Source organism: Psychrobacter sp. AOP5-GZ1-6, from assembly GCF_052376345.1.
Lineage (GTDB): Bacteria > Pseudomonadota > Gammaproteobacteria > Pseudomonadales > Moraxellaceae > Psychrobacter.
This window is the reverse complement of the sequence record NZ_JBQSVP010000049.1, coordinates 1-21,490: the sequence shown is the minus strand read 5'-3', so window position 1 is coordinate 21,490 and position 21,490 is coordinate 1. Positions and strand designations below refer to the sequence as shown.

Here is a 21,490-nt window from a genome sequence, read left to right as displayed (position 1 = left end):
AGTATTAGGTATGATTTTTGATAAGGATGGTATAAGTCTATACTTTGTTGTATTTATCCTTCTCACCTCAACGCTTTTTGCTCTTTTCTATGTTGTATTAAGACGTCTTAGCCGAGAACTGTTTACCTACACCTATTTCCCCGTTCGTTTTAATCGTAAAGACGGCAAAGTCTACGTCATCGGTGCCAATAAAAAAGTAGAAACCTATGACTGGGGTAGTCTAAAGATACAAATGCAGACCGATGCCAATGCACCTTGGGATATCCGCTGCTGCGATGTGGATGACAAGGGCATTATCCAACGCACTTTTAGTCTGCCTTTTCGTTATCTTGATATAGATGAGGCACTATACGGTCATTTTGAGTTTGTTAATCGCTATATGTCTGCCAAAGATGATAGCGAACTCGCTGAGGTAGCCAGTAGTATCCGTCATATTTTCCCCGTCCATCAGCGTAAAGAAACCTTTAAGGAAAGTGTACAGCGTTCTTTATTTGCGTATCATCACGATTTCAATGATATGGAATATCCAGAAGACACTCTAAAGTTAGACTGGACGTTTATGATTGATATCCCTTTTTGGTTTTTAAAGCTGTTGGGCCGTCGTTTAGCCGTATTGACGTCTAGCACGCCGCATTTTCCTTTTGAGATAGAAGCCCAATGTGATGTAGATCCTAACGATAAATTTGACTTAAATAAAAACCCGCCGATACCAGCGCTCATGGAGCCTGCTACCTTGTTAGAAAAAGTGTTTTATGTCGTGATGATGGTAGTTGCAACGCTGGCCTCCTTATCGATACTCGCCATTATTATTGATATCATCGGTGCTGCGCGACCACATGGAGATTACCCAAGCTTCTTCAAGATACTGTGGGATTGGCTGTTATTTCGGTGGATCTAAATATCTGAAGATAGCTCTTAGCTTAAACAGTTAGACAGTGGCTTGAAAGGCATTGAAGTAGATGCGACAGAATAAATGAGGGACCGTTATTTAATATCGCTATTTGAATGTAAAACCGATACAGCCGGTATCACGGAATAGTTTCTTCAGGTTGCTATGGATCCATCCTTGATGTAGAAACTTCACCTGCGCTCATTTCTTTTCCTACTCGATCATAGCTTTCACCTTACGCTCGGTCTAACCAGTGCTTTGCTTTTTTATCCTCGCTCAGGATTCACATCAGGACTGTAAGGTTATAGAAATAGCAGGCGATGACCATATAGAAAATATTCAATGCCTGAAACGTGCTCTCAAGCTTGGTCACTTGAGCATACATTAGAGCAGTTTGATCGTGCTGTGGTGGGTGACGATATTGACCTACAGGATAATTAAATGATAGATATTAATGGTAGAAACCCCTTTGCAAAACTTAGTTATAAAGAAATAAATCAAAAATTCGGTGGTGATTTTGGTGTAGGTCTAGGCGGACGAGTTCAAGAGATTCAGGACTTTAAATGGCTAGATAAAACACACAATTATAACGTACCACTTTATCCTCAGCGTACCGTCGTACAGTTTAATTCAACTTATATGGAGCTAACAGGCCGTCAGGATAGAATACGAGGTGACGTCACGTTTGGCAGTTTGTTTTTTTTAGGACTAATATCAGGTGTCATTTACTTAGGTTTTGTCATACTGTATGACGAGTTCCTAACAGGCTCTTTTCTATTAGGGATATTAGCAAGTACCATAACGTTAGCCTTTATAGTTGCTTTTATTTATTTATTGGCTTTACTCTCAACGGAGCTATTCAGCTATACCTACCTTCCCATTCGTTTTAATCGAAAAACACGAAAGGTTTATGTTCGCCAAGCCAATCGCCAAGTACAAGTTTTTGATTGGGATGACCTAAAATTCTATATGGCCACTACCTACAAAGACGGTGGTGATGTACGTGGTATTACTTTAGCCGATGATGGTGTTACTATTACGGGGATGTTTAGCTTGCCGTTTGTTTATTTGAGTGCCAGCGACTATTTGGTTTACCATTTCGAGTTTGTTCGTCGATATATGGAAGGTAATGATAAGCAAATTGAAGAGGTCAAAAATGCTATACGCTATATTCATCCTGTACACAAAAATCGTGAAAATCCGTTAGAATCTTTTCAGAGAACTTTTATCGATTTATTGAATCCATATGATAATCTTGAGTATTCAAAACAAGCTTTTGAGCCAGATATCGGTACAGCAGCTATTTTAATTCCTACATGGCTACGTTACCTGGGACGCTTACTATCTATCAACACTAGCATCACCCCTAAGTTTAGCCCTGAGATTGAAGCTGAATGTCAGATAGATCCTAACGATCCGTATGACTTAAACAAAAACTTACCCGAAGGCAATATTGAAGCTGCCAATCAGCCAGTTTGGAAAAAGCTAGTATTTAGTTTCGCGCTTATTTTATTCGGTATCATCATGTTGTTCGTTTTTGCATTTTTTGTTGACATGATAGGGGCGATCAAGGGGTATGACACAGGGTTGGCCTATAAACTACTGTATTTGTTTCATTTAGTGTGATCGCTTAAATAAAAACAAGAAGGCTGTGAATGCAACTACGCGACGACTTTGCTACTCATATTAGCGAGCTTCATAATCCTATTGACCGTCCTTATAGCAAAGAGATCGATCAGAAGTTGTTTGAGGAAGTAGAAGACGTTGAACATCTTAATCAAGAAATTCATGATGTTAATCCTGATTACTTAACATTCCTACCAGCGTACTTTTGGGTATTTTATTTTGCGATTGGCTGGGTTTATTTTTCTGTTTTTATGTTTTGTGTTATGAGTCTGATAGTAGTAGGAGATAAAGATTTATTGAATTCCGATTTTATGGTTTGGTTTTTAATAGTTGGGGTTTTCATGTTTATACCAGCATGTACACCTTTAATTCTACTTCTCTATCAATTCATCAGAAAGTACTTCATTCGCACCCAATACTACTTTTTAAAAAAAGAACAGAAAATAGCTTATTACTACCGTCCACTCATGAAGTTTAGGCAGCCCTATGAGCTGAAAATAGTAGACTACAAAGACGTCCATCCAGACCTTCATCAAGATCCGTACAATCGAGCCTACACACCGCTTAATCTATATGTTGCAGATCCTAATACAGGTGACATCACCCATCATCTCAAGCTAGAAGATTATAGAGTCAACCCACGCGTACAATGGGCATTTATCCGCACTTATATGGAAAGCACTGCAGATGAGTTGCCAGTAGACGCTCAGTTCTGTGAGGCTTATCCAGCTGACACAAGCAAATCGCTATTTGCCTGTGCTGATATTATCTATCGCAAAAACGGCATACTACCTAGCAATCATTCTGGTGGTGACCAGATCATGGTATTTATAATAGGCTCAATAATCGCTTTGGGTAATTTATTTCAGGCCAATCATTATCAATGTACCAAGCGAGCTATATTACATCCTGAAGTCAGTAAGCTGCTCACTTGGGATGGACAAGACAATCCCTATCCGATACAACCTATAACTGATGAAGCCAAATTAGCCTTTGAAGGCAGCAATTGGGAAGTTAATGTCAGATGGGTATGTATCATACTGATTAATGCTAGTCTATTTGCTTGGGCGGTAGTGGCTTATAATAGTTGAGTTTGACAATAGAGGTGTTTAGACAATGGTGCTATCAATAAAAATAATAATAATAAACAAGCCATCTAGACGCATGGCGATGCTTTAATAAAGACGGCGGAGTAAAACGATGATCGACATGATAGGACGCGGAAAAAACGGAACCTACGACACCTTAGGTAAAGCCTATAAAGTAGATAATGTACAACATGAGCTGCGCCCATATCAGAAGCTTGACTATCCGCTACGTCCGCAGCGTACTGTCGTACAGTTTAATAGCACCTATATGGAGCTGGTAGACATGTGGGACTTTATCCGTGGCGAGATTGTCTGGAGTCAATTATTTCTTTCTTTAGTAGCAATTTTTATACTGGGGACTTCTAGCTACATATTTTATTTAGAAATAAACAAAAATGGGTTTACTTTTTTTATTTTATTTTTATGCTTGATGGTTGCTATCTTATTTGGATTTATTTATGGACTATTAAGACGTCTTAGCCGAGAACTGTTTACCTACACCTATTTCCCCATTCGTTTTAATCGTAAAGAGGGCAAAGTCTATGTCATTGGTGCCAATAAAGAAGTAGAAACCTATGACTGGGGTAGTCTAAAGATACAAATACAGACCGATGCCAATGCACCTTGGGATATCCGCTGCTGCGATGTGGATGACAAGGGCATTATCCAACGCACTTTTAGTCTGCCTTTTCGTTATCTTGATATAGATGAGGCACTATACGGTCATTTTGAGTTTGTTAATCGCTATATGTCTGCCAAAGATGATAGCGAACTCGCTGAGGTAGCCAGTAGTATCCGTCATATTTTCCCCGTCCATCAGCGTAAAGAAACCTTTAAGGAAAGTGTACAGCGTACTTTATTTGATTATCACTATCGGTTTATGGATATAGAGTACCCAGAGAAGTCCATAAGACTGGATTGGTTATTTGCTATAAATATTCCTTTTTGGTTTTTAAAGCTATTGGGACGTCGTTTAGCGGTATTAACGTCTAGCACGCCGCATTTTCCTTTTGAGATAGAAGCCCAATGTGATGTAGATCCCAACGATAAATTTGACTTAAATAAAAACCCGCCGATACCAGCGCTCATGGAGCCTGCTACCTTGTTAGAAAAAGTGTTTTATGTCGTTATGATGGTAGTTGCAACGCTAGCCTCCTTATCGATACTCGCCATTATTATTGATATCATCGGTGCCGCGCGACCACATGGAGATTACCCAAGTTTCTTTAAAATACTGTGGGATTGGCTGTTGTTTCGGTGGATTTAGACTGGATTTTTAGTTGCAATGTCTAAAGTATAAACTTCTGATGATGTAGGCAAAAATATATATTTATAATGACTATCGCTTGAATTTCGGAAATGCCATAGACAAAGCAGCCAATGGTGCCATCAATAAAAACAATAATAAACAAGACATCAACGAGTATGAAAATACTTTAAAAAGGTGGCGGAATAAAAGGTAATTGATTTAATGAAACGCAGAAAAAAAAGAACATCCGATGACACTTTAGGCAAAGCAGGTAAGACAGGTAACTCAAAACATGAGCGAAATCCATACCAGAGACCTGACTATCCGCCACGCCCCGAACGTCCTATCGTACAGTTTAATAGCACCTACATGGAGCTGGTAGATATGTGGGACTTTATCCGTGGCGATGTGGTTTGGAGCCACTTAATCATTTCTTTAGTAGCGATTTTTGGTATAGGTGTTGTGGGCTATAGTATGCTCTTTGAGTTTAATAAAAATGGGCTTAGCATCGATTTCCTGTTTTATATCGTGGCAAATATTGCATTGTTTGGGCTTATTTATGCATTGATAAGACGCCTTAGCCGAGAGCTGTTTTCTTACACTTACTTTCCCGTTCGCTTTAATCGTAAAGAGGGCAAAGTCTATGTCATGGGTACCAATAAAAAGGTAGAGGCCTATGACTGGGCGAGTCTAAAAGTACAAATGCAGATCTCCACCAACACACCGAGAGATATCCGCCACTGCGACGGAGACGATAAAGGTATTATTCAGCAGATTTTTAGTTTACCGATTCATTATCTTGATGTAGATGAGGCCTTATACGGTCATTTTGAGTTTGTTAATCGTTATATGTCTGCTACAAATGATAGCGAGCTCGCTGAAGTAGCCAGTAGCATTGATCACATACTTCCTATCCATCAGCGTAAAGAGACCTTTAAAGAAAGCATGCAGCGTTCCTTATTTGATTATTATTATCGATTTATGAATGTTGAGTACCCAAAGACATCCGTAAGGTTTGTTTCGTTATTTGTCGTAAATATACCTTTTTGGTTTTTAAAGCTATGGGGACGTCGCCTTTCTATATTCACCTCAACCACCCCGCATTTCTCCGCTGAGATAGAGAACGAGTGTGAGGTAGGTCTCAACGATAAATTTGACTTAAATAAAAACCCGCCGATACCAGAACTCATGAAGCCTGCTACCTTATTAGAAAGAGCACTCTATTTTGCGATGATAGTAGTCGCAATGCTGGCCTCCTTATCAATTCTAGCCATTATGATTGATATCATTATTGAAGTTTTACCGCATAGTGATTATCCAAGCTTCTTTAAAATCCTGTGGGATTGGCTGTTGTTTCGGTGGATTTAAATATTTGAAGACAGCCTTTAGCTTAAATAATTAAGTAGTGCGTTGAAGAAGCGCCAATGGTAAAGCCGTAAAATTTAGGACAATGAATAATGAGTGGATATGTTGTAGACATGGAAGGGCGGTTTCGACTGACCAAGAAACCACCATTTTTCTGTCACATCTATAGATATTAACTTGAGAGGTTTTAGTCCATTTACCGTTTACTGTTCAGATTGAGGACACGCCCTAACTAAGGAAGAATAAATGAGCAATACAAACAACGTCTGGCTGGCAGGCTTTAAGCTAACGTCTGTCAATTTTTACGATATCTATCCTGCTAATAGTAAAAAATATGACTTTCCTAAGCATTGGAAAGTACTTCAACGTATAGAAAAAACAGCTGACCCTAAGTTATTAGAAATAAAAAAGGTGTTTAAAGAAGAAATGTTGGAGCTGTCTAACGCTAGCAGTGGTTTTTCTAAGACCAATCACTTACCAGACAGCTTGTGGGTAGAGAGTAGTGACACTAAGCTACCGCCATCGTCTGAATATATTTTCAAGGTAAGAAGTAGTGGCGTTGTGCTTACCCAAGCCTGTGCCGAGCTGCTACAGCAGTTTCGCTTAGGGGAGAGTACGCTCACGCCAGTACAAATCTACGACCTTGAAACCCAGCAGCTGTGTAGTGAGGAAACCTTTTATTTTCTTAATCTATGTGAAAGACGAGAATATATTCAATACCCGCACCCTCAGGTGAACGAGTCATTTTCCTCTTATGCTAGTTCTAGCTTTGATGGTAAGCAAAGATACGCAACCAGTATACCTATCAAAGACAAACAACTATTAGTTAGTAAGTCAGCACTAAACTGCGAGCTAGATCTATGGCACGACCCCTTGTTGATGAGTTATGTATTTGTGTCCGATGCACTACATGATGCCTTGGTACAAGCGAATATGGACGGCCAATGGAATATGGTGTCTTGTCAGTTGGTTTAAATAAGATGGCTCGATAATTCCGTTTAGTGTCAGTACGATATCGAATATCTTGGTTGATATGCTTATTCCTAGTATTACTGGCGCGTGTCTTCAATTCACTCGAATGGGCTATTTATTTTGACGTTTATTAAAATCTGGTGAAAAAAATGAGGCTCCGCTCACGGAACCTCAATTGGTATAAATGTTTTATTTGTCCTACAGATGCTCTTAACCTGTATTGCGTAAGCCCGCTGCCAGCGCATTGATACTACGGATCAATGGATCTTCTACATTAAGGTCGCCATGTTCCGTATGGTTAGGGGTGCCCTGTTGTCTGGCACGTTTTAACAGCTCAATCTGTATATAGTTAATCGGGTCTAGATAAGCATCTCGCCACTGAAGGGATGCCGCTAAGTTTTCTTGGCTAGACAATAAAGAGTCTTGCTCAAGCAGCGAGTTTAGACCTGAGTTGGTCAGTGCGTATTCGTCCGTGACCGCTGTCATAATCTGTTTGCGCAGCGGCTCATCATCACACAACTGGCTGTAGGCCTCGGCAATATTCATATTGGCTTTGGTAAAGGCCATCTCAATATTACTCATAAACACACTAAAGAACGGCCATTTAGTACTCATTTCTTTCATCAACGCTTCGTCTTTTTTGACGCTATCTAGCGCACTACCGACACCATACCAAGCAGGTAGGGTAAAGCGTGCTAATGACCAACCAAACACCCAAGGAATCGCTCGCAACGTGGTCTTACTTGGTAGGCCTTTTTTGCGATGGGCAGGACGTGAGCCAATATTCAATAAAGAGATTTCTTGTACTGGCGTGACCTCGGAATAGAATTTATAAAACCCTTCGGTATGGTCAGTCAGCTCACGATAACGTTGCTCACCCGCATCTGCTAAGCGTGCAAACAGTGCCTCATAATCTGGTAACTCAGTAGGCTGCACCACAAACCTTGACGAGCAGGCTTTGAGTGTACCTGTGATACCCATGGTGAGCTCGAACACAGCGGTGTCGGTATTGGCGTACTTGGCATATAACACTTCACCTTGTTCGGTCACTTTAACTTGACCGTGCAGGGTGCCCGCAGGTTGGGCAGCAATTGCTTTGTGTGTTGATCCGCCACCACGGCTCACAGAACCACCGCGACCATGGAACAGTCGTGTTTTGATGCCATATTTTTCGGCAATATCGTTAATAGTTTGCTGTGCGCTATAAAGCTGCCATGCCGAGGTGATGATGCCGCCATCTTTCGATGAGTCTGAGTAACCTAGCATGATCTCTTGCGTGTTATCGGTGTTCTGTAGCAGTCCACGGTACAGTGGATTGTCTAACACGGCAGGTAGTATTTGGTCGATGTTTTTAAGATCTTCGATGGTTTCAAACAAGGGTGCGACGGGTAGGTCAGCAGACAGTTGACCATCAGCGTCAACGGTACACAAGCCTGCAAAGCGCATTAATAGCAAGACTTCTAGCAGTTGACTGGCATTATTGGTCATTGAGATGACATAACTACCAAAGGTGTCTGGTCCGACCAATTTACGTAATGTCGCCACAGAGTTCATCAGCGCTAACTGTTCGCGTGTTTTGTCACCCAGATTGTCGGTATAGATAAGCGGTGTGCCGGGCTTTTCGAGCAAGCGTGTGAGCCACTCTTGGCGTTCTAGCTCATTGAGCGTTTGATAATCAGGCAGGTTAGAAGCACTGGCAAAGATATCGGCAATCACTTCGCTATGGTAAAACGACTCTTGACGGATATCGAGTGCCGCCAAATGAAAGCCGCAAGTTTTGACCAAACGAATCACATCAAGCAATAAGCCTTCTGCATGCGCGGTATCGTGCGTGTTTGCGCTTTGACGAATAATGCGCAGGTCTTCTAGTAATTCTTGTGGATTGCGGTACGCGTCTTTTTCGGCCTCGATATCTGTGCCTTGGCTTTGGATGCGGCGATGAGTGGCTTTGACTTTAGTCAGAATGATAGAGAGCAATCGACGATAAGGCTCATTACTGTAATCGTCGGGATTGTAATCAAAGACTCGCTTATCGAGTTCGCCATAGCTCTCAATTTTGGCATAGACCTCAGGTTGGATGGTCACAATCGTATCACTGTGGATCAGCTGGCGACGCAGCTTTTTGATCAATACTTGATAGTGACGCAGTACGGTATCAGCATGCATCAATACGGCACGTTCTGTGGTTTCAAAAGTCACAAATGGGTTGCCATCTCTATCACCACCGATCCAAGAGCCGAAGCTGATGAATGCTGGCAACGGATAGTCGGTCAGTTCTGGATAGATATCGGTAATGGCTTTTTTAATATTACGATAAACCTTAGGAATGGCACTAAATAAACTGGCATTAAAATAATGCAGTCCGTTATTGATTTCATCATAGACCAGAGGTTTGCGGGTACGTACTTCATCAGATGACCACAGCAAATCAATGGTTTGAGCGGTTTGCTCTTTTGCTTGCTCATAGGCAAAGCTGTTTTTGTCTAGATTGTTTAGTGCATCACTATGAGTAAAAAGGCTTTGTAGTATGTTCATCGTCGTACGGCGACGCGCTTCGGTAGGATGCGCGGTAAACACAGGCATGAATTTTAACTGATCAATCAGCTCTTGCATTTGCGCAGGTTCAATATTGCGCTCACGACACTCAAGTAGCGTACGGCGAAACGAGCCTTCCCAGCTGTGCTCTGATTGGAGACGTTGGGCTTGGCGTTGTTCACGTAAATAGTTCTCTTCGCTTAGATTAGCAAGGAAAAAATAGATAGAAAAGCCACGTATGACGTTCTTTAAGGCTTGATTGTCCAAAGAAGCAATAAAGTCGATGAGCTGTTGTTTGTTTGCTTCATTAGGCTCACGGCGTTGTCTAATAAAGCCTTTACGCAGTGTTTCGATAGTTTGCACGGTTTGCTCGCCTGATTCGCGCGAAATGGCGTCACCTAAAAATGAGCCCAACAAGCTAATACGTTCACGTAATACATTGTTATCTAGCGTCATAATTGACCTTTTCCTTAAGTTGGTAAGTGTGCTTTATAAATCCATTGTCATTGGTGCTACTGGTTGTTGATCTTAATGATATAGCCAGTGAGCTCCTCAGTTATTGCTAAGTTGCTGTTAAATCACTGTGAAGTCACTTTCAATTCACCACGGTGTTATCCTCACTTGAAGTATCACATCTATCTACACTCGGCTGCCTTGTATGCGTTTTAGGGGGCTTTGATTATGGTCGCCGTTGACTGTGATACTGAGCGCTTAAATAACTTAACACAATAATGAACCTCCGCAAACCTATCAAACCGTAACAATTAAATATCCTATTGACATCTATTTGGAATACGACATAGTGTTTTTTACCCAAAATTGATATTGAGTCTGACCAGTCCAAAAGGCATTTCATTTTTTCTATCGTTCTTTGTACATCTCGTAGAGCCAAGCTATGCGTATCCTTTAATGTCATTTTTGATACTGGCTATCATTTTACAAATGATCAGCTTGAGCTACGAGAATGTGATGGTGTTGGCAGGCCAAAGACTGTCCAGTAAATTTAAAAGATACCCAATGGGTATCGTTGTGAGTACGACACTAGTAGGCTGTTTGTTTATTGGTTTTGCAAGCAATCTGTGGCTTGCTGTCGTGCAGGAGTGTGTGTATTAATAAGTTGATACATTCAGTGAATAACTAAACCGCTACAGCGTTACTCTTTTTAGAGGCACTACTTTAGAAGCCCTACTTATAAAATGTTTGGATTAATGATGTTAGGTTATCAACATAATCTAACATCATTCTTTGACTGCTATTTAACAAGCATCAGTCTCAGTATCAACCCTTTTCACCAGTTTTAATCAGTGCGACTGTTTCATCATTATCAATAACAGCAGATGATTTTGCTTGTTTGCGCTTATCCCACCAAGCAAAGAGGTTTGCCAATACAGAGCCAGAGACAGAATGCCAGATACAAGCGACGGCTGCCGCGATGGCAGATTCGGCATTACCTGGGAAAAACTTGGTACTCAAGCCAGTTGCCAGCCCTGCATTTTGTACACCGACCTCAATAGATATGGTGCGTTTTTTGGGCTTATTCATACCGAATAATGCACCTGAGTAGTAGCCCAATACGTAACCGACGGCATTGTGTACTGCAATGGCCAAAATGACGACCAGTCCTGATTGTAAAAACTGACTGCCAAATACAGCTGCAACGCCACCAACGATCGCGGCAAAAGCCAATACAGCAACGCCTGGCATAACGGCACGCACATCTTTAAACCAATGCTTGTTGTGAAATAAAATATTTAGTATGGAGCCGATAGCAACAGGTAGTAGGGTTACCAGTAGCATGAAGCGGAACATGCCCCAACCATCCATTTCGACTGATTGACCCACTAAATAATTTAACCAAAGGGGCGTCACTAAAGGTGCAATGATGGTTGATACAGTGGTCATACCCACTGAAAAAGCCACATCGCCTTTAGCCAGGTAGCTCATGATATTTGAAGAGACACCGCCTGGACAAGTGCCGACCAATACCAGTCCTAATGTTAAGCCAGGTGAGAGGTCAAATAGACGAGCCACGCCAATTGCCAATATCGGCATAATGGTATATTGGATGATAGAACCAATAAAGATATCTAATGGGCGTTTGGCCAATATTTTGTAATCTTCTTTGCCAAGCGTCATGCCCATCGCAAGCATGATAACGCCTAGTACAATAACTTGGGTATCACCTGTTACCCAAGAAAAAGTCGCGGGTTCTATAAATGTCACTGCTGCTGCCAACACAATGACCAATGCAGTAAACCGACTTAACTGTTGGCTAATCTTCCCTAAAAATTGCATTTATAAATCCTTCTAGGCCGAAAAAATAATCAATTATAAGTTTAAAACCACTGTATTTCCAACAGGTTTGGCCATTTTTTAGCGAACAATAAGTTGCCTTTATGGCAACTTTAAATGCGGTTTTGAGTTTGGATTCACGTTATGGCCGTATTATTATATTCATATAAATACATATTATTGATGTGAAAAGAATAGCTTGCCATCACACGCTATATCGAGAAAAATCTGTCTTGTTATTATAAAAATCTTCTGTTAAGTTAAATAAGGATTTCATGGTTACAACGTATGGATCATAAATTTTTATCTGCCAAAAGTAATAAAACGTAAGAGGCTGAAACAATGCTGGATTTAGCAGATATGACACCGAAAGAGGTCAGAGCACTAATCGGTCAGAACGAAATCAACAAGCCGACTTCTGGCATGTGCAAAGGTCACATACAAGCAAATCTAGTCATAGTACCCAAGAAATTGGCCTATGATTTTTTATTGTTTGCACAAAGAAACCCAAAATCTTGTCCTATTTTAGATGTGACAGATATTGGCAGTTCGGAACCACGTTTAATGGCGAAGGGCGCAGATTTGAAGACTGATGTCCCAAAGTATCGAATATATGAGTTTGGCGAACTAGTAGCTGAGGTCTCAGACCTAACAGACTATTGGAGAGACGATTTGGTCTGCTTTTTGTTAGGATGTAGCTTTTCCTTTGAGTCTGCCATGCTCAATGCCTCGATTCCTATCAGGCACATCGAAGACAATCATAATGTGCCCATGTATATTACCGACATAGAAACTGAACCTGCAGGACAGTTTTATGGAAAGATGGTAGTCAGCATGCGGCCGATACCTTATTCATTAATCACACGAGCAGTACAAGCCACTTCTCGATTCCCTCAAGTACACGGAGCGCCTATCCATATTGGAGACCCTAGTGTCATCGGTATCACAGACATTAACGCTCCTGACTTTGGTGATGCCTCCCTCATAAAAGAAGGGGAGGTACCTGTATTTTGGGCCTGCGGTGTCACGCCTCAAAGCATTGCAATGACCAGTAAGCCAGAACTGATGATCACGCATGCTCCAGGGCATATGTTTATCTGCGACCCAAAAGATGAAGACCTAGCTGTCTTATAGATTTACCAATCGCAGCTAGGCATTTGTAGCCGAAGCATGTACAGATAACAACCAACATATCGAAATTATGTCAAATCAACCATATAACCAAGCCATAGCAATATAGGCACAAGGTAGTGGTGTGCAAGCCATACAACTATATGGTGAGCGAGGTTAGTGGCGTAGCGATTTTTAGGGCATGTCAAAGTCCGCTAGCAGCTTTTGAACATCAGTTGAACATCAGCAGTCTTTTAACATCACTGTTAACTTTTACTCTAATGGAATACCAGTAATATGAATATAAATTTTATGGATCTAGAAAAGCTGATCAAAATCGCCGAATGCTCTGATATACATTCGCTAGAAGTGATTGATGGTGATGCGCGTATCTCTATCGTTTGTCAGGTCAATAGTAATGAAAACAGTAATCCTATTGGCAATACTGCCCACTCGAAAACTGCTCACTCAGACCCACAAACAGCACCATCCTATAATAACATTGCTAATAATAGCAGTGCAGACAATCAATCTATTGATGAAACGGTGACCACAGAGGTCGCCAATTCTTCTAGCGCTTCATGCCAAGTGTTGGCGCCTATGCTCGGTACTTTTTATCTTCGCCCTGAGCCGTCAGCTGAGGCATTCTTTAAGGTAGGTGATCAGGTAGCAGCAGGGCAGACCCTATGCATCATTGAGGCCATGAAGATGATGCATGAGGTAAAGGCAGAAGCTGATGGTACGGTTCAAGAGATTCTGATCGATGAAGGTGATGTCGTAGAATATGCACAGCCCTTATTTATTATAGCGTCAGGCAGCTAAAGCTGCTCAATAAAGCCAATCGATATGGTATAGACGCTGCACCAACACTGTATTTGACACTATATTTTTAAGGGAATAAACATGTTCACAAAAATCTTAATTGCCAATCGTGGCGAGATTGCACTACGTATTATCCGAGCTTGTAAGCAGCTAGGTATCCAATCTGTCATTGCTCACTCTGAGTCTGATAAAGACTCGTTACCCGTACGCCTAGCTGATGAAGCAGTATGCATCGGACCTGCCAATGCTACCCACAGCTATCTGAATCAAAGAGCGCTGGTTTCTGCGGCAAAAATCACCAATGCGCAGGCCATCCACCCAGGCTATGGTTTTTTGTCAGAAAACGCAGACTTTGCCGCTTTGGTTGAAGACTCAGGTCTCGTGTTTATTGGTCCAACGGCTGACAATATCAGAAACATGGGCGACAAGGTTGAAGCCAAAAAACAAATGACCATGGCTGGCGTGCCCTGTGTACCGGGTTCTGATGGCGCCTTGCCTACTGATTCAGAACAAGTTATCAAAATGGCCAGTGACGTTGGTTATCCAGTCATTATTAAGGCCGCAAGTGGCGGCGGCGGGCGTGGTATGCGCGTGGTCGAAAAAGAAGCCGATTTACTCTCTGCTATCTCTATGACGCAAACAGAGGCCAAAGCCAATTTTGGTAGCGATATCGTGTATCTTGAAAAATACTTACAAGCACCTCGCCATGTCGAGGTACAAGTCATGTCTGATACCCACGGTAATGCGATTTATTTAGGTGAGCGTGATTGCTCGATGCAGCGTCGTCATCAAAAAGTTATTGAAGAAGCCCCAGCACCCGGTATTACCGAAGAACAGCGCTGCACAATTGGTCAAGCCTGTGTCACCGCTTGCGAGCAAATGCAGTATAGAGGCGCAGGTACGTTTGAGTTTTTATACGAAAATGGCGAGTTCTTCTTTATCGAAATGAATACTCGTGTTCAGGTTGAGCACACCATTACTGAGATGGTGACGGGTGTCGATATTGTGCAAGAACAAATTAGAGTGGCGGCAGGACTCGCGTTGGCATACAAACAAAATGACATCGCCATTACCGGACACGCTTTTGAGTGTCGTATCAATGCTGAAAACGCGCAGACATTTTTGCCAAATGCTGGGCGCATAGACTACTGCCACATGCCAGCAGGGTTTGGTATCAGAGTAGACAGTCATGCTGAATCGAACTACACCGTACCGCCATCTTATGACAGCTTGATTGCCAAGATATGTGTACAAGATCGTTCAAGAGAAAAAGCGATAGAAAAAATGCGTGCGGCCTTATCAGAAGCGCAAATCACGGGTATTGATACCAATATTGGTCTGCATCAACGTTTGTTTGAAGATGAGGTGTTTTGTCAGGGTCAAATGAGCATTCATTATCTAGAAGAGTGGATACAAGACAATATATAAATCCAGTCTTGCCCGCAAAAATGAAAAACTAATCTGACATTAGCGTCAGAATAAAGATAACAGATAATGGAGCCCATACTGATGGAACTACAATGGCACATATGCAGTGAAACCAATCTAGCGTTGTTTTTTCCTAAACCAACCACCTTAGAAAAACAACAAAAATGCTGGGCTTTAGCAGACAGCATCCAGAAAATGCCAGAAGTCATCGAAGTGGTGATTGGCATGAATACGCTCAGTGTATTCACCGTGCCATTAACTTGGGCTGAGCTGACTGCTTTTAGAGATAAGCTGACAGAACTGCTCAATGACATCCCTTCAAAAACCATCCAAGGTAAGCACGTCGAGATACCAGTGCATTACGGTGGAAAATATGGCCCCGATCTAGCGGCCATGGCGAATGACTTAAACCTCTCAGTTGAAGCCGTCGTCGATCTACATACTAAAGCCACTTATACCGTTTACTTTATCGGTTTTCAGCCAGGATTTCCTTATCTTGGCGGTTTGTCTGAGTCCTTATACTTCCCAAGGCATGCTGTACCTAGAACCCAAGTGCCCGCAGGCTCAGTGGGTATCGGCGGCGAGCAGACAGGGGTGTACCCTTTTGAGTCTCCGGGCGGCTGGCAGTTACTAGGCCAGACGGATACTGCTTTATTTGATTTAACCAAGACCTCTCCGACGTTGCTTAACGCAGGCGATACTTTGACATTTAAAGCGATTGATATTCATCAATAAGCGATAAATAAAAGATGCATGAATCAAATAGACAAATAAACAGGTGGTATCAATGAAAATTTTAACCGCAAGTGCCCTTGCCAGTATTCAAGATTCGGGACGACTGGGTTACCGCAGCATGGGCGTGGGTAGAAATGGCGTGATGGATAGCTGGGCGCTACAAGCCGGCAATGCTTTGATGAAAAATGAGGCAAACGAACCTGCTATTGAAATAGCGCTCGGTGAGCTAACCATAGAGTTTGAAGAAAACGTCAGTTTTTGCTTAACAGGTGCTTTGTACGAGGCGTATTTAGACGACAAGCGTATTCCTTGCTATTGGCGTATCAATGCGACAGCTGGGCAGACGCTCAAACTTTTGCGTCCGCTACAAGGTATGTATACCTATTTATGTGTGCACGGTGGCTTCGATATTGAGCCAGTATTACAGTCGGTTAGCACCAATCTCAAAGCAGGCTTTGGCGGATTTGAAGGCAGATACCTAAAAGCAGATGACAGCTTAACGGTAAAGACTGAATCCAGTCTTCCTGTGATTGGGGTGGCCCGTCTTGCCCCAACCGAGGTTATTCAAGTGATAAAAAGCAGTGAATATGACTGCTTCACTGAGTCGTCTAAACAAGCGTTTGAGACCCAGCCATGGAAACTACAAACCAGTAGTAACCGTATGGGTTATCGCCTTGAGGGATCGACAGCGCTTGAATTTAGTCAGCCAGTAGAAATGAGCTCACATGGCGTTGATATGGGTATGATTCAGGTACCACCACAAGGCCAACCGATTGTACTAATGGCAGATGGGCAAACGACGGGGGGCTACCCTAAAATTGCAACCGTCATCAATGCTGACATAGGTCTGATGGCACAAATTAGATTTGGCAAAACCTGTCAGTTCGTCGTTGTGTCATTAGAGCAAGCGTTAAAGGAACAGCAAAACAGACAACACTATATCGATCAAATAAAGGAGTATGCCAATGAAAATTGATTTAAATGCCGATGTAGCTGAAGGCTGCGGGCAAGACGATAAATTACTAACGATAGTCAGCTCAGCGAATGTCTGCTGCGGTCTTCACGCAGGTTCTTATAGCGAGATGCTAGCCACGTTGCAATTGGCAAAAGCAAACAACGTGAGCGTAGGCGCACATCCTGGTCTAAACGATAGAGAAAACTTTGGCCGTATTCATGAGCCGTTAAGCGAAGCCGATTATCGTGCTTTATTGGTGTATCAATTGGGTGCAACCAAAGCGCTCTGTGACTTGGTTGGTGTGTCATTAGACTACGTAAAACCGCACGGAGCATTGTACAACCAAGCCGCCATCGATGAAAGTTTATCAGATATTCTAGTGAGCGAAATCAAACGATTTGATCCAAGCCTAAAAGTCATGGGCTTGTCTGGTGGTTATTTAGTGAAAGCGGCTAAGAAGCATGGTTTAGAAGCCATATCAGAAGTGTTTGCCGATAGAAACTATGAAAAAGACGGCTCGCTGGTCTCCCGCACTAAAGACAACGCCCTGATAACCGATACAGGTGATGCGGTTAAGCATGTGTTGCAGATGATCACTGAAGGGACAGTCACCAGTGTTTGTGGTCAGACCGTACCAGTAGAAGCGCAAAGCATCTGCCTACATGGCGATGGTGAGCATGCTATTTTATTTGCACAAGAAATAAAGAAACAGTTAGAGCTCAAAGGCATCACTATCTCTGCCAAATAAATATCCGCCCCCTAATAATTAAACAATCCCATACAGAGCAAGGATATTTATGAGTACTCTCAAAAAACACAATACCGCCATTTTAGGCGCTGCTTTTCTGATGGCCACATCAGCAGTAGGACCAGGGTTTTTGACCCAAACTGCCACATTCACCGAAAGCCTCATGGCAAGTTTCGGTTTTGTTATCTTAATATCTATTATCATGGACATTGGTGTTCAGCTGAACGTTTGGCGCATCGTTGCTGTCTCTAAAAAACGTGCACAAGAAATCGCCAATTTGGTGTTTCCTGGTGTCGGTTACTTGCTCGCTTTCTTGATCATTGCGGGTGGTCTTGCTTTCAACATTGGTAATATTGGCGGTGCTGGACTTGGTATGCAGTCCATGTTCAATATATCACCCATTACGGGTGCGCTAATCAGTGGTGTGATTGCGGTCGCTATCTTTTTGGGCCGCGAAACAGGCCCTATGATGGATAAATTTGCTCAGTTAATGGGCTTTATCCTGATTGTGTTGATTATTTATGTGGTGTTTAAATCTGATCCACCATTGGCAGAAGCCGCCAGTAAGACCATTATGCCAGATAAGATTGATGCTGTTGCTATTGTCACGCTAGTAGGTGGTACAGTTGGGGGTTACATTACTTTCTCAGGCGCGCATCGTCTATTAGAAGCCGGTGTCAGCGGAGAAGAGAACTTGAGCTCCGTAACCAGAAGTTCTGTATCTGGTATATTAATTGCTTCTGTAATCCGCGTATTTTTATTCCTTGCCGTGTTAGGTGTGGTATCTCAAGGCTTTGCATTAGATCCTGCCAACCCAGCCATGTCGCCGTTTCAATATATTCTAGGAAATGTGGGTAAAGTTATTTTTGGTATGGTGATTTGGGCAGCTTCTGTGACTTCGGTGATTGGTGCTGCTTATACCTCAGTGTCGTTCATGACCAACTTTCATCCATTCATTGAAACTTATAAACGCTACTTCATTATTGGTTTCATCGTTATCTCGACGTTGGTGTTTGCCACTATCGGTAAACCCGCTCAAGTATTGGTATTGGTCGGTACGTTAAATGGTTTGGTATTGCCTATCGCTATGGTCATCATTCTGATTGCCGCCTACAGAAAAAATATCGTTGGCAACTATAAGCATCCGATTTGGATTGCGGTATTTGGTTGGTTAATCGCCATCGTGATGAGTATCCTAAGTGTCATGACCATTGCTAAATATCTGGGCATGAGTTAAAAATTAAGATAAGGAATGTATTATGGATATAAAGCAAGTAGAACGTGTGGTCAAACTGGTTGAAAGCAGTCAGCTGCACGAAGTCACGATTGCAGACAATGGGCAGTCTATTAAGGTGGTTAACAGTTTAGGCGAGCAAAGTAATGTGAGTGCTAGTCCTATAGAGGCCACGCCTACTCATGAGACCGAGCAGACTGGTAGTGACGTCTTGCAAGTAGGTGCCACTTACGTAGGGCAGGTTTACTTAAGTGAAGACGATGCAACAGACAACTTGGTCAAAGAAGGCGATCATATTCAAAAAGGTCAAACCATTTGCTTCATTGATGAGTTGACCCGTTTGCAGCCAGTGATTAGTAATAAAGAAGGTGTTGTCACGGCAGTTTTGGTTGAAAGTGGCCAAAACGTTGAATACGGACAGCCTATCTTCGAGCTAAAGACTGTGTTTTAGCCTGCCATAAAGGCTCTGCTACTTATAGCAAGAAAAATCCTGGACAAACAAAGAGAGTCACTAGTGCTATTAACCATCGCGCTAGTGGCTTTTTTTAGGGCATGTCTTCATTTCAAAAATGGTGATAAAAATTTTGCAGGGCTTGCTATTTACAGGGCTTATTATTTGCAGTACGCATTAATATTACAGTAGGCTTTTATTTGATTAACGCTACTTATGCCTGACACTACCGTTACTTTTCTTTAAATTCCAAAATTGCAAAAGTCATTATAATGGCTCATGGTTTAAGGCGTGTCCCAGCTCAATCGACCGTTATCGAGATGGGTTGAAAACGGCTATATTTTGCCAGCCAGTCATATCAGAAGATTTAGAAGCATCTTGATTTATAACTGTTCTACAGTCGCTAGTGTTCATGGTTATAGCCATGGTTCAATATATTAATCAGATCTAATCAATCAAAAGGAAAGTTGCTATGTTTGCTCATACCCAATCTTTGACTGTTATTAAGCGCCTATCTTTACTGACCTTATTAACCGCCTCTTCTTATGCCTTTGCGCTCGATGTTAATTTTGTGGATAGTAAGTGGGATGGTGAGACGGTTCCTGAAGGGCAGCAGTGTCAAAAATTTGATGGCGTCAACCCAGGCACGCCCAAGCTGCTTGTGTCTGATATCCCAGCAAGATCAGACAGCGTGGTATTAGTCTATAGCGACCGTGATTCAAAAAAGATGAATAATGGTGGTCATGGCATCATGAGTTATACCTTGGTAAAAGGTACAACGACGGCCCAGTTGCCGACTGTCTCTGGACACACTTACGAGCTACCAACAGGATTTGAGATGATTGCAGAACATCGCGGTGCAGGTTGGGATAAGGAAGGGGCTTATATGCCACCTTGCTCTGGTGGTAATGGTCATGAATATTATGTCACGGTTCAAACATATGAAGGCAACACCGTCACTGCCGAAACCGTATTAGAATTGGGCAAGTTTTAATAAGTGCGTCGATATTTATCATAAAATCATCTGTATCAAAATTTTGTACAAATAGGAGACCATTCATGCAGATTTCTACTGCCAAATTTGGCTTAAACTGCCTAGCCCTAGCTTTTATATCGAGCGGGTTATTTGCTTGTAGTAGTGAGGTATCGGTACAGCCATCTCATTTTTTGAGTGATGGTTTGGTTGAGCCTATCAGTAAAGTGTCATGTTCATTATCAGATGGCACGACAGGTGAGTGCTATAAAATCGTTACCGAAAACAAGCCGAGCGATGTCGGTATGGGGCCATGGTGTCCGACTAATATTGCCGATGATGCCTCAAAAGGTGGTATTTGGCTAGAAGATGGCGAGGTCCATGATGTCGATGGTGAGTTCGTTAAAAACTTAGCAGAGTTTTATGGCGATAGTAATTGGAATATGTACAACAAGACCACTGGCGAGATTATAAAAACCTCAACACTTGAAGACTGTGTGGCCGCAGCTGATCCAAGAGTAGGTGACGAATACCGTAATTACTGTGTTGAGTGCTTGCCAGAATATGTAGAAGATTTGACCGATACTTTTTATATTCCGGTGACGCCAAAAGCTGCTGCCAGTATCACTAAGTTTGGTGGTCCAGGCCCACAGTCTAGAGGTCCGTCAGTACGCGGTATTGCCTTTAATGGCGTGCGTTTTGATGCCCCAGCACCTGTTAGCAATATCCTAGCGGCTTATACGCTTGCACCATTTGACGATGCTGGTGGTCATATTAACTCGCATGAAGGTTATCATTATCATGCAGCTACTGGTTTGACGACCAAAATTACTCAAGACGATGGTCATGCACCAATGATTGGTTATGCGCTGGATGGCTATGCTATCTATGCCAATACTGATGCAGATGGCAACGAATAGACCTCTTGCAAAAGTAGCAAAGGGAATTAAAATAAGAAGACACTCATAACTTTTTAGGAACCATGCCAAACATAGATAAGCTACTCAAACAAAGTGAT

At 42.2% G+C, this 21,490-nt stretch carries 19 protein-coding genes; 17 read left to right on the top strand and 2 right to left on the bottom strand.

Translation table 11 applies throughout. The features are described from left to right. The 6 genes from ACT3RN_RS08300 to ACT3RN_RS08275 form a co-directional block, all read left to right on the top strand. The coding region (locus ACT3RN_RS08300) for a DUF6708 domain-containing protein (protein ID WP_444518558.1) at nucleotides 1-898 on the top strand (898 nt) is incomplete at its 5' end. A gap of 432 nt (nucleotides 899-1,330) precedes the next feature. Further along, complete coding sequence (locus tag ACT3RN_RS08295; RefSeq protein ID WP_442440094.1) at nucleotides 1,331-2,515, top strand: DUF6708 domain-containing protein; 1,185 nt, start codon at nucleotides 1,331-1,333, stop codon at nucleotides 2,513-2,515. A 29-nt stretch (nucleotides 2,516-2,544) separates the two neighbouring features. Then, the gene (locus ACT3RN_RS08290) at nucleotides 2,545-3,606 is read left to right on the top strand and encodes a DUF6708 domain-containing protein (protein WP_192519188.1); all 1,062 of its coding nucleotides are present in this window, start codon (nucleotides 2,545-2,547) and stop codon (nucleotides 3,604-3,606) included. 109 nt (nucleotides 3,607-3,715) lie between these two features. Beyond that, nucleotides 3,716-4,870: a DUF6708 domain-containing protein gene (locus ACT3RN_RS08285; RefSeq protein ID WP_192519189.1), complete on the top strand. Its 1,155-nt coding sequence runs from the start codon at nucleotides 3,716-3,718 to the stop codon at nucleotides 4,868-4,870. A 204-nt stretch (nucleotides 4,871-5,074) separates the two neighbouring features. Further along, entirely contained in the window at nucleotides 5,075-6,220 is a 1,146-nt protein-coding gene (locus tag ACT3RN_RS08280; RefSeq protein WP_192519190.1) for a DUF6708 domain-containing protein, read from the top strand. 243 nt (nucleotides 6,221-6,463) lie between these two features. Next, entirely contained in the window at nucleotides 6,464-7,192 is a 729-nt protein-coding gene (locus ACT3RN_RS08275) for a hypothetical protein (RefSeq protein WP_192519191.1), read from the top strand. Between the two features lie 207 nt (nucleotides 7,193-7,399). On the opposite strand, the gene ppc is transcribed toward ACT3RN_RS08275, so the two are convergent. After that, on the bottom strand, nucleotides 7,400-10,180 hold the full coding sequence (gene ppc / locus ACT3RN_RS08270) for a phosphoenolpyruvate carboxylase (RefSeq protein ID WP_192519192.1): 2,781 nt from the start codon (nucleotides 10,178-10,180) through the stop codon (nucleotides 7,400-7,402). A gap of 363 nt (nucleotides 10,181-10,543) precedes the next feature. Here ppc and ACT3RN_RS08265 point away from each other — a divergent pair, with 363 nt between their 5' ends. After that, the gene (locus ACT3RN_RS08265; protein ID WP_225739155.1) at nucleotides 10,544-10,837 is read left to right on the top strand and encodes a LysE family transporter; all 294 of its coding nucleotides are present in this window, start codon (nucleotides 10,544-10,546) and stop codon (nucleotides 10,835-10,837) included. A 165-nt stretch (nucleotides 10,838-11,002) separates the two neighbouring features. On the opposite strand, the gene ACT3RN_RS08260 is transcribed toward ACT3RN_RS08265, so the two are convergent. After that, nucleotides 11,003-12,019: a bile acid:sodium symporter family protein gene (locus tag ACT3RN_RS08260; protein WP_192519193.1), complete on the bottom strand. Its 1,017-nt coding sequence runs from the start codon at nucleotides 12,017-12,019 to the stop codon at nucleotides 11,003-11,005. A 339-nt stretch (nucleotides 12,020-12,358) separates the two neighbouring features. On the opposite strand from ACT3RN_RS08260, the gene ACT3RN_RS08255 reads away from it, so the two are divergent. The 10 genes from ACT3RN_RS08255 (at nucleotide 12,359) to ACT3RN_RS08210 (ending at nucleotide 21,392) form a co-directional block, all read left to right on the top strand. Continuing rightward, nucleotides 12,359-13,150, top strand: coding sequence for a putative hydro-lyase (locus tag ACT3RN_RS08255; RefSeq protein WP_192519194.1), 792 nt, complete (start codon nucleotides 12,359-12,361; stop codon nucleotides 13,148-13,150). A 273-nt stretch (nucleotides 13,151-13,423) separates the two neighbouring features. Next, nucleotides 13,424-13,948, top strand: a complete 525-nt coding sequence (gene accB / locus ACT3RN_RS08250; protein ID WP_192519195.1) for an acetyl-CoA carboxylase biotin carboxyl carrier protein — start codon at nucleotides 13,424-13,426, stop codon at nucleotides 13,946-13,948. Nucleotides 13,949-14,029: 81 nt separating this feature from the next. Then, nucleotides 14,030-15,376, top strand: a complete 1,347-nt coding sequence (gene accC / locus ACT3RN_RS08245; protein ID WP_192519196.1) for an acetyl-CoA carboxylase biotin carboxylase subunit — start codon at nucleotides 14,030-14,032, stop codon at nucleotides 15,374-15,376. 81 nt (nucleotides 15,377-15,457) lie between these two features. After that, on the top strand, nucleotides 15,458-16,111 hold the full coding sequence (gene pxpB, locus ACT3RN_RS08240) for a 5-oxoprolinase subunit PxpB (protein ID WP_442440096.1): 654 nt from the start codon (nucleotides 15,458-15,460) through the stop codon (nucleotides 16,109-16,111). A 52-nt stretch (nucleotides 16,112-16,163) separates the two neighbouring features. Then, nucleotides 16,164-17,087, top strand: a complete 924-nt coding sequence (locus ACT3RN_RS08235) for a 5-oxoprolinase subunit C family protein (protein ID WP_192519198.1) — start codon at nucleotides 16,164-16,166, stop codon at nucleotides 17,085-17,087. Further along, complete coding sequence (gene pxpA, locus ACT3RN_RS08230; RefSeq protein ID WP_192519199.1) at nucleotides 17,077-17,814, top strand: 5-oxoprolinase subunit PxpA; 738 nt, start codon at nucleotides 17,077-17,079, stop codon at nucleotides 17,812-17,814. Before ACT3RN_RS08235 ends, pxpA begins: the two co-directional genes overlap by 11 nt. Nucleotides 17,815-17,863: 49 nt before the next feature. Further along, nucleotides 17,864-19,051, top strand: a complete 1,188-nt coding sequence (locus tag ACT3RN_RS08225; RefSeq protein WP_192519200.1) for an NRAMP family divalent metal transporter — start codon at nucleotides 17,864-17,866, stop codon at nucleotides 19,049-19,051. 22 nt (nucleotides 19,052-19,073) lie between these two features. After that, the gene (locus tag ACT3RN_RS08220) at nucleotides 19,074-19,499 is read left to right on the top strand and encodes an acetyl-CoA carboxylase biotin carboxyl carrier protein (RefSeq protein ID WP_192519201.1); all 426 of its coding nucleotides are present in this window, start codon (nucleotides 19,074-19,076) and stop codon (nucleotides 19,497-19,499) included. A 472-nt stretch (nucleotides 19,500-19,971) separates the two neighbouring features. Continuing rightward, entirely contained in the window at nucleotides 19,972-20,493 is a 522-nt protein-coding gene (locus ACT3RN_RS08215) for a hypothetical protein (RefSeq protein ID WP_192519202.1), read from the top strand. 65 nt (nucleotides 20,494-20,558) lie between these two features. Then, on the top strand, nucleotides 20,559-21,392 hold the full coding sequence (locus ACT3RN_RS08210; RefSeq protein ID WP_192519203.1) for a YHYH protein: 834 nt from the start codon (nucleotides 20,559-20,561) through the stop codon (nucleotides 21,390-21,392). Nucleotides 21,393-21,490: the final 98 nt, after the last annotated feature.

Bases quoted from the DNA above. Each gene is read 5' to 3' on its own strand.
- ACT3RN_RS08235 (WP_192519198.1), top strand. From the start codon at position 16,164: ATGAAAATTTTAACCGCAAGTGCCCTTGCCAGTATTCAAGATTCGGGA.
- pxpA (WP_192519199.1), top strand. From the start codon at position 17,077: ATGAAAATTGATTTAAATGCCGATGTAGCTGAAGGCTGCGGGCAAGAC.
- ACT3RN_RS08220 (WP_192519201.1), top strand. From the start codon at position 19,074: ATGGATATAAAGCAAGTAGAACGTGTGGTCAAACTGGTTGAAAGCAGT.
- accB (WP_192519195.1), top strand. From the start codon at position 13,424: ATGAATATAAATTTTATGGATCTAGAAAAGCTGATCAAAATCGCCGAA.
- ACT3RN_RS08260 (WP_192519193.1), bottom strand. From the start codon at position 12,019: ATGCAATTTTTAGGGAAGATTAGCCAACAGTTAAGTCGGTTTACTGCA.
- ACT3RN_RS08285 (WP_192519189.1), top strand. From the start codon at position 3,716: ATGATCGACATGATAGGACGCGGAAAAAACGGAACCTACGACACCTTA.
- ACT3RN_RS08255 (WP_192519194.1), top strand. From the start codon at position 12,359: ATGCTGGATTTAGCAGATATGACACCGAAAGAGGTCAGAGCACTAATC.
- ACT3RN_RS08295 (WP_442440094.1), top strand. From the start codon at position 1,331: ATGATAGATATTAATGGTAGAAACCCCTTTGCAAAACTTAGTTATAAA.
- ACT3RN_RS08210 (WP_192519203.1), top strand. From the start codon at position 20,559: ATGCAGATTTCTACTGCCAAATTTGGCTTAAACTGCCTAGCCCTAGCT.
- ACT3RN_RS08275 (WP_192519191.1), top strand. From the start codon at position 6,464: ATGAGCAATACAAACAACGTCTGGCTGGCAGGCTTTAAGCTAACGTCT.
- pxpB (WP_442440096.1), top strand. From the start codon at position 15,458: ATGGAACTACAATGGCACATATGCAGTGAAACCAATCTAGCGTTGTTT.
- ACT3RN_RS08290 (WP_192519188.1), top strand. From the start codon at position 2,545: ATGCAACTACGCGACGACTTTGCTACTCATATTAGCGAGCTTCATAAT.
- accC (WP_192519196.1), top strand. From the start codon at position 14,030: ATGTTCACAAAAATCTTAATTGCCAATCGTGGCGAGATTGCACTACGT.
- ACT3RN_RS08225 (WP_192519200.1), top strand. From the start codon at position 17,864: ATGAGTACTCTCAAAAAACACAATACCGCCATTTTAGGCGCTGCTTTT.
- ppc (WP_192519192.1), bottom strand. From the start codon at position 10,180: ATGACGCTAGATAACAATGTATTACGTGAACGTATTAGCTTGTTGGGC.
- ACT3RN_RS08215 (WP_192519202.1), top strand. From the start codon at position 19,972: ATGTTTGCTCATACCCAATCTTTGACTGTTATTAAGCGCCTATCTTTA.
- ACT3RN_RS08280 (WP_192519190.1), top strand. From the start codon at position 5,075: ATGAAACGCAGAAAAAAAAGAACATCCGATGACACTTTAGGCAAAGCA.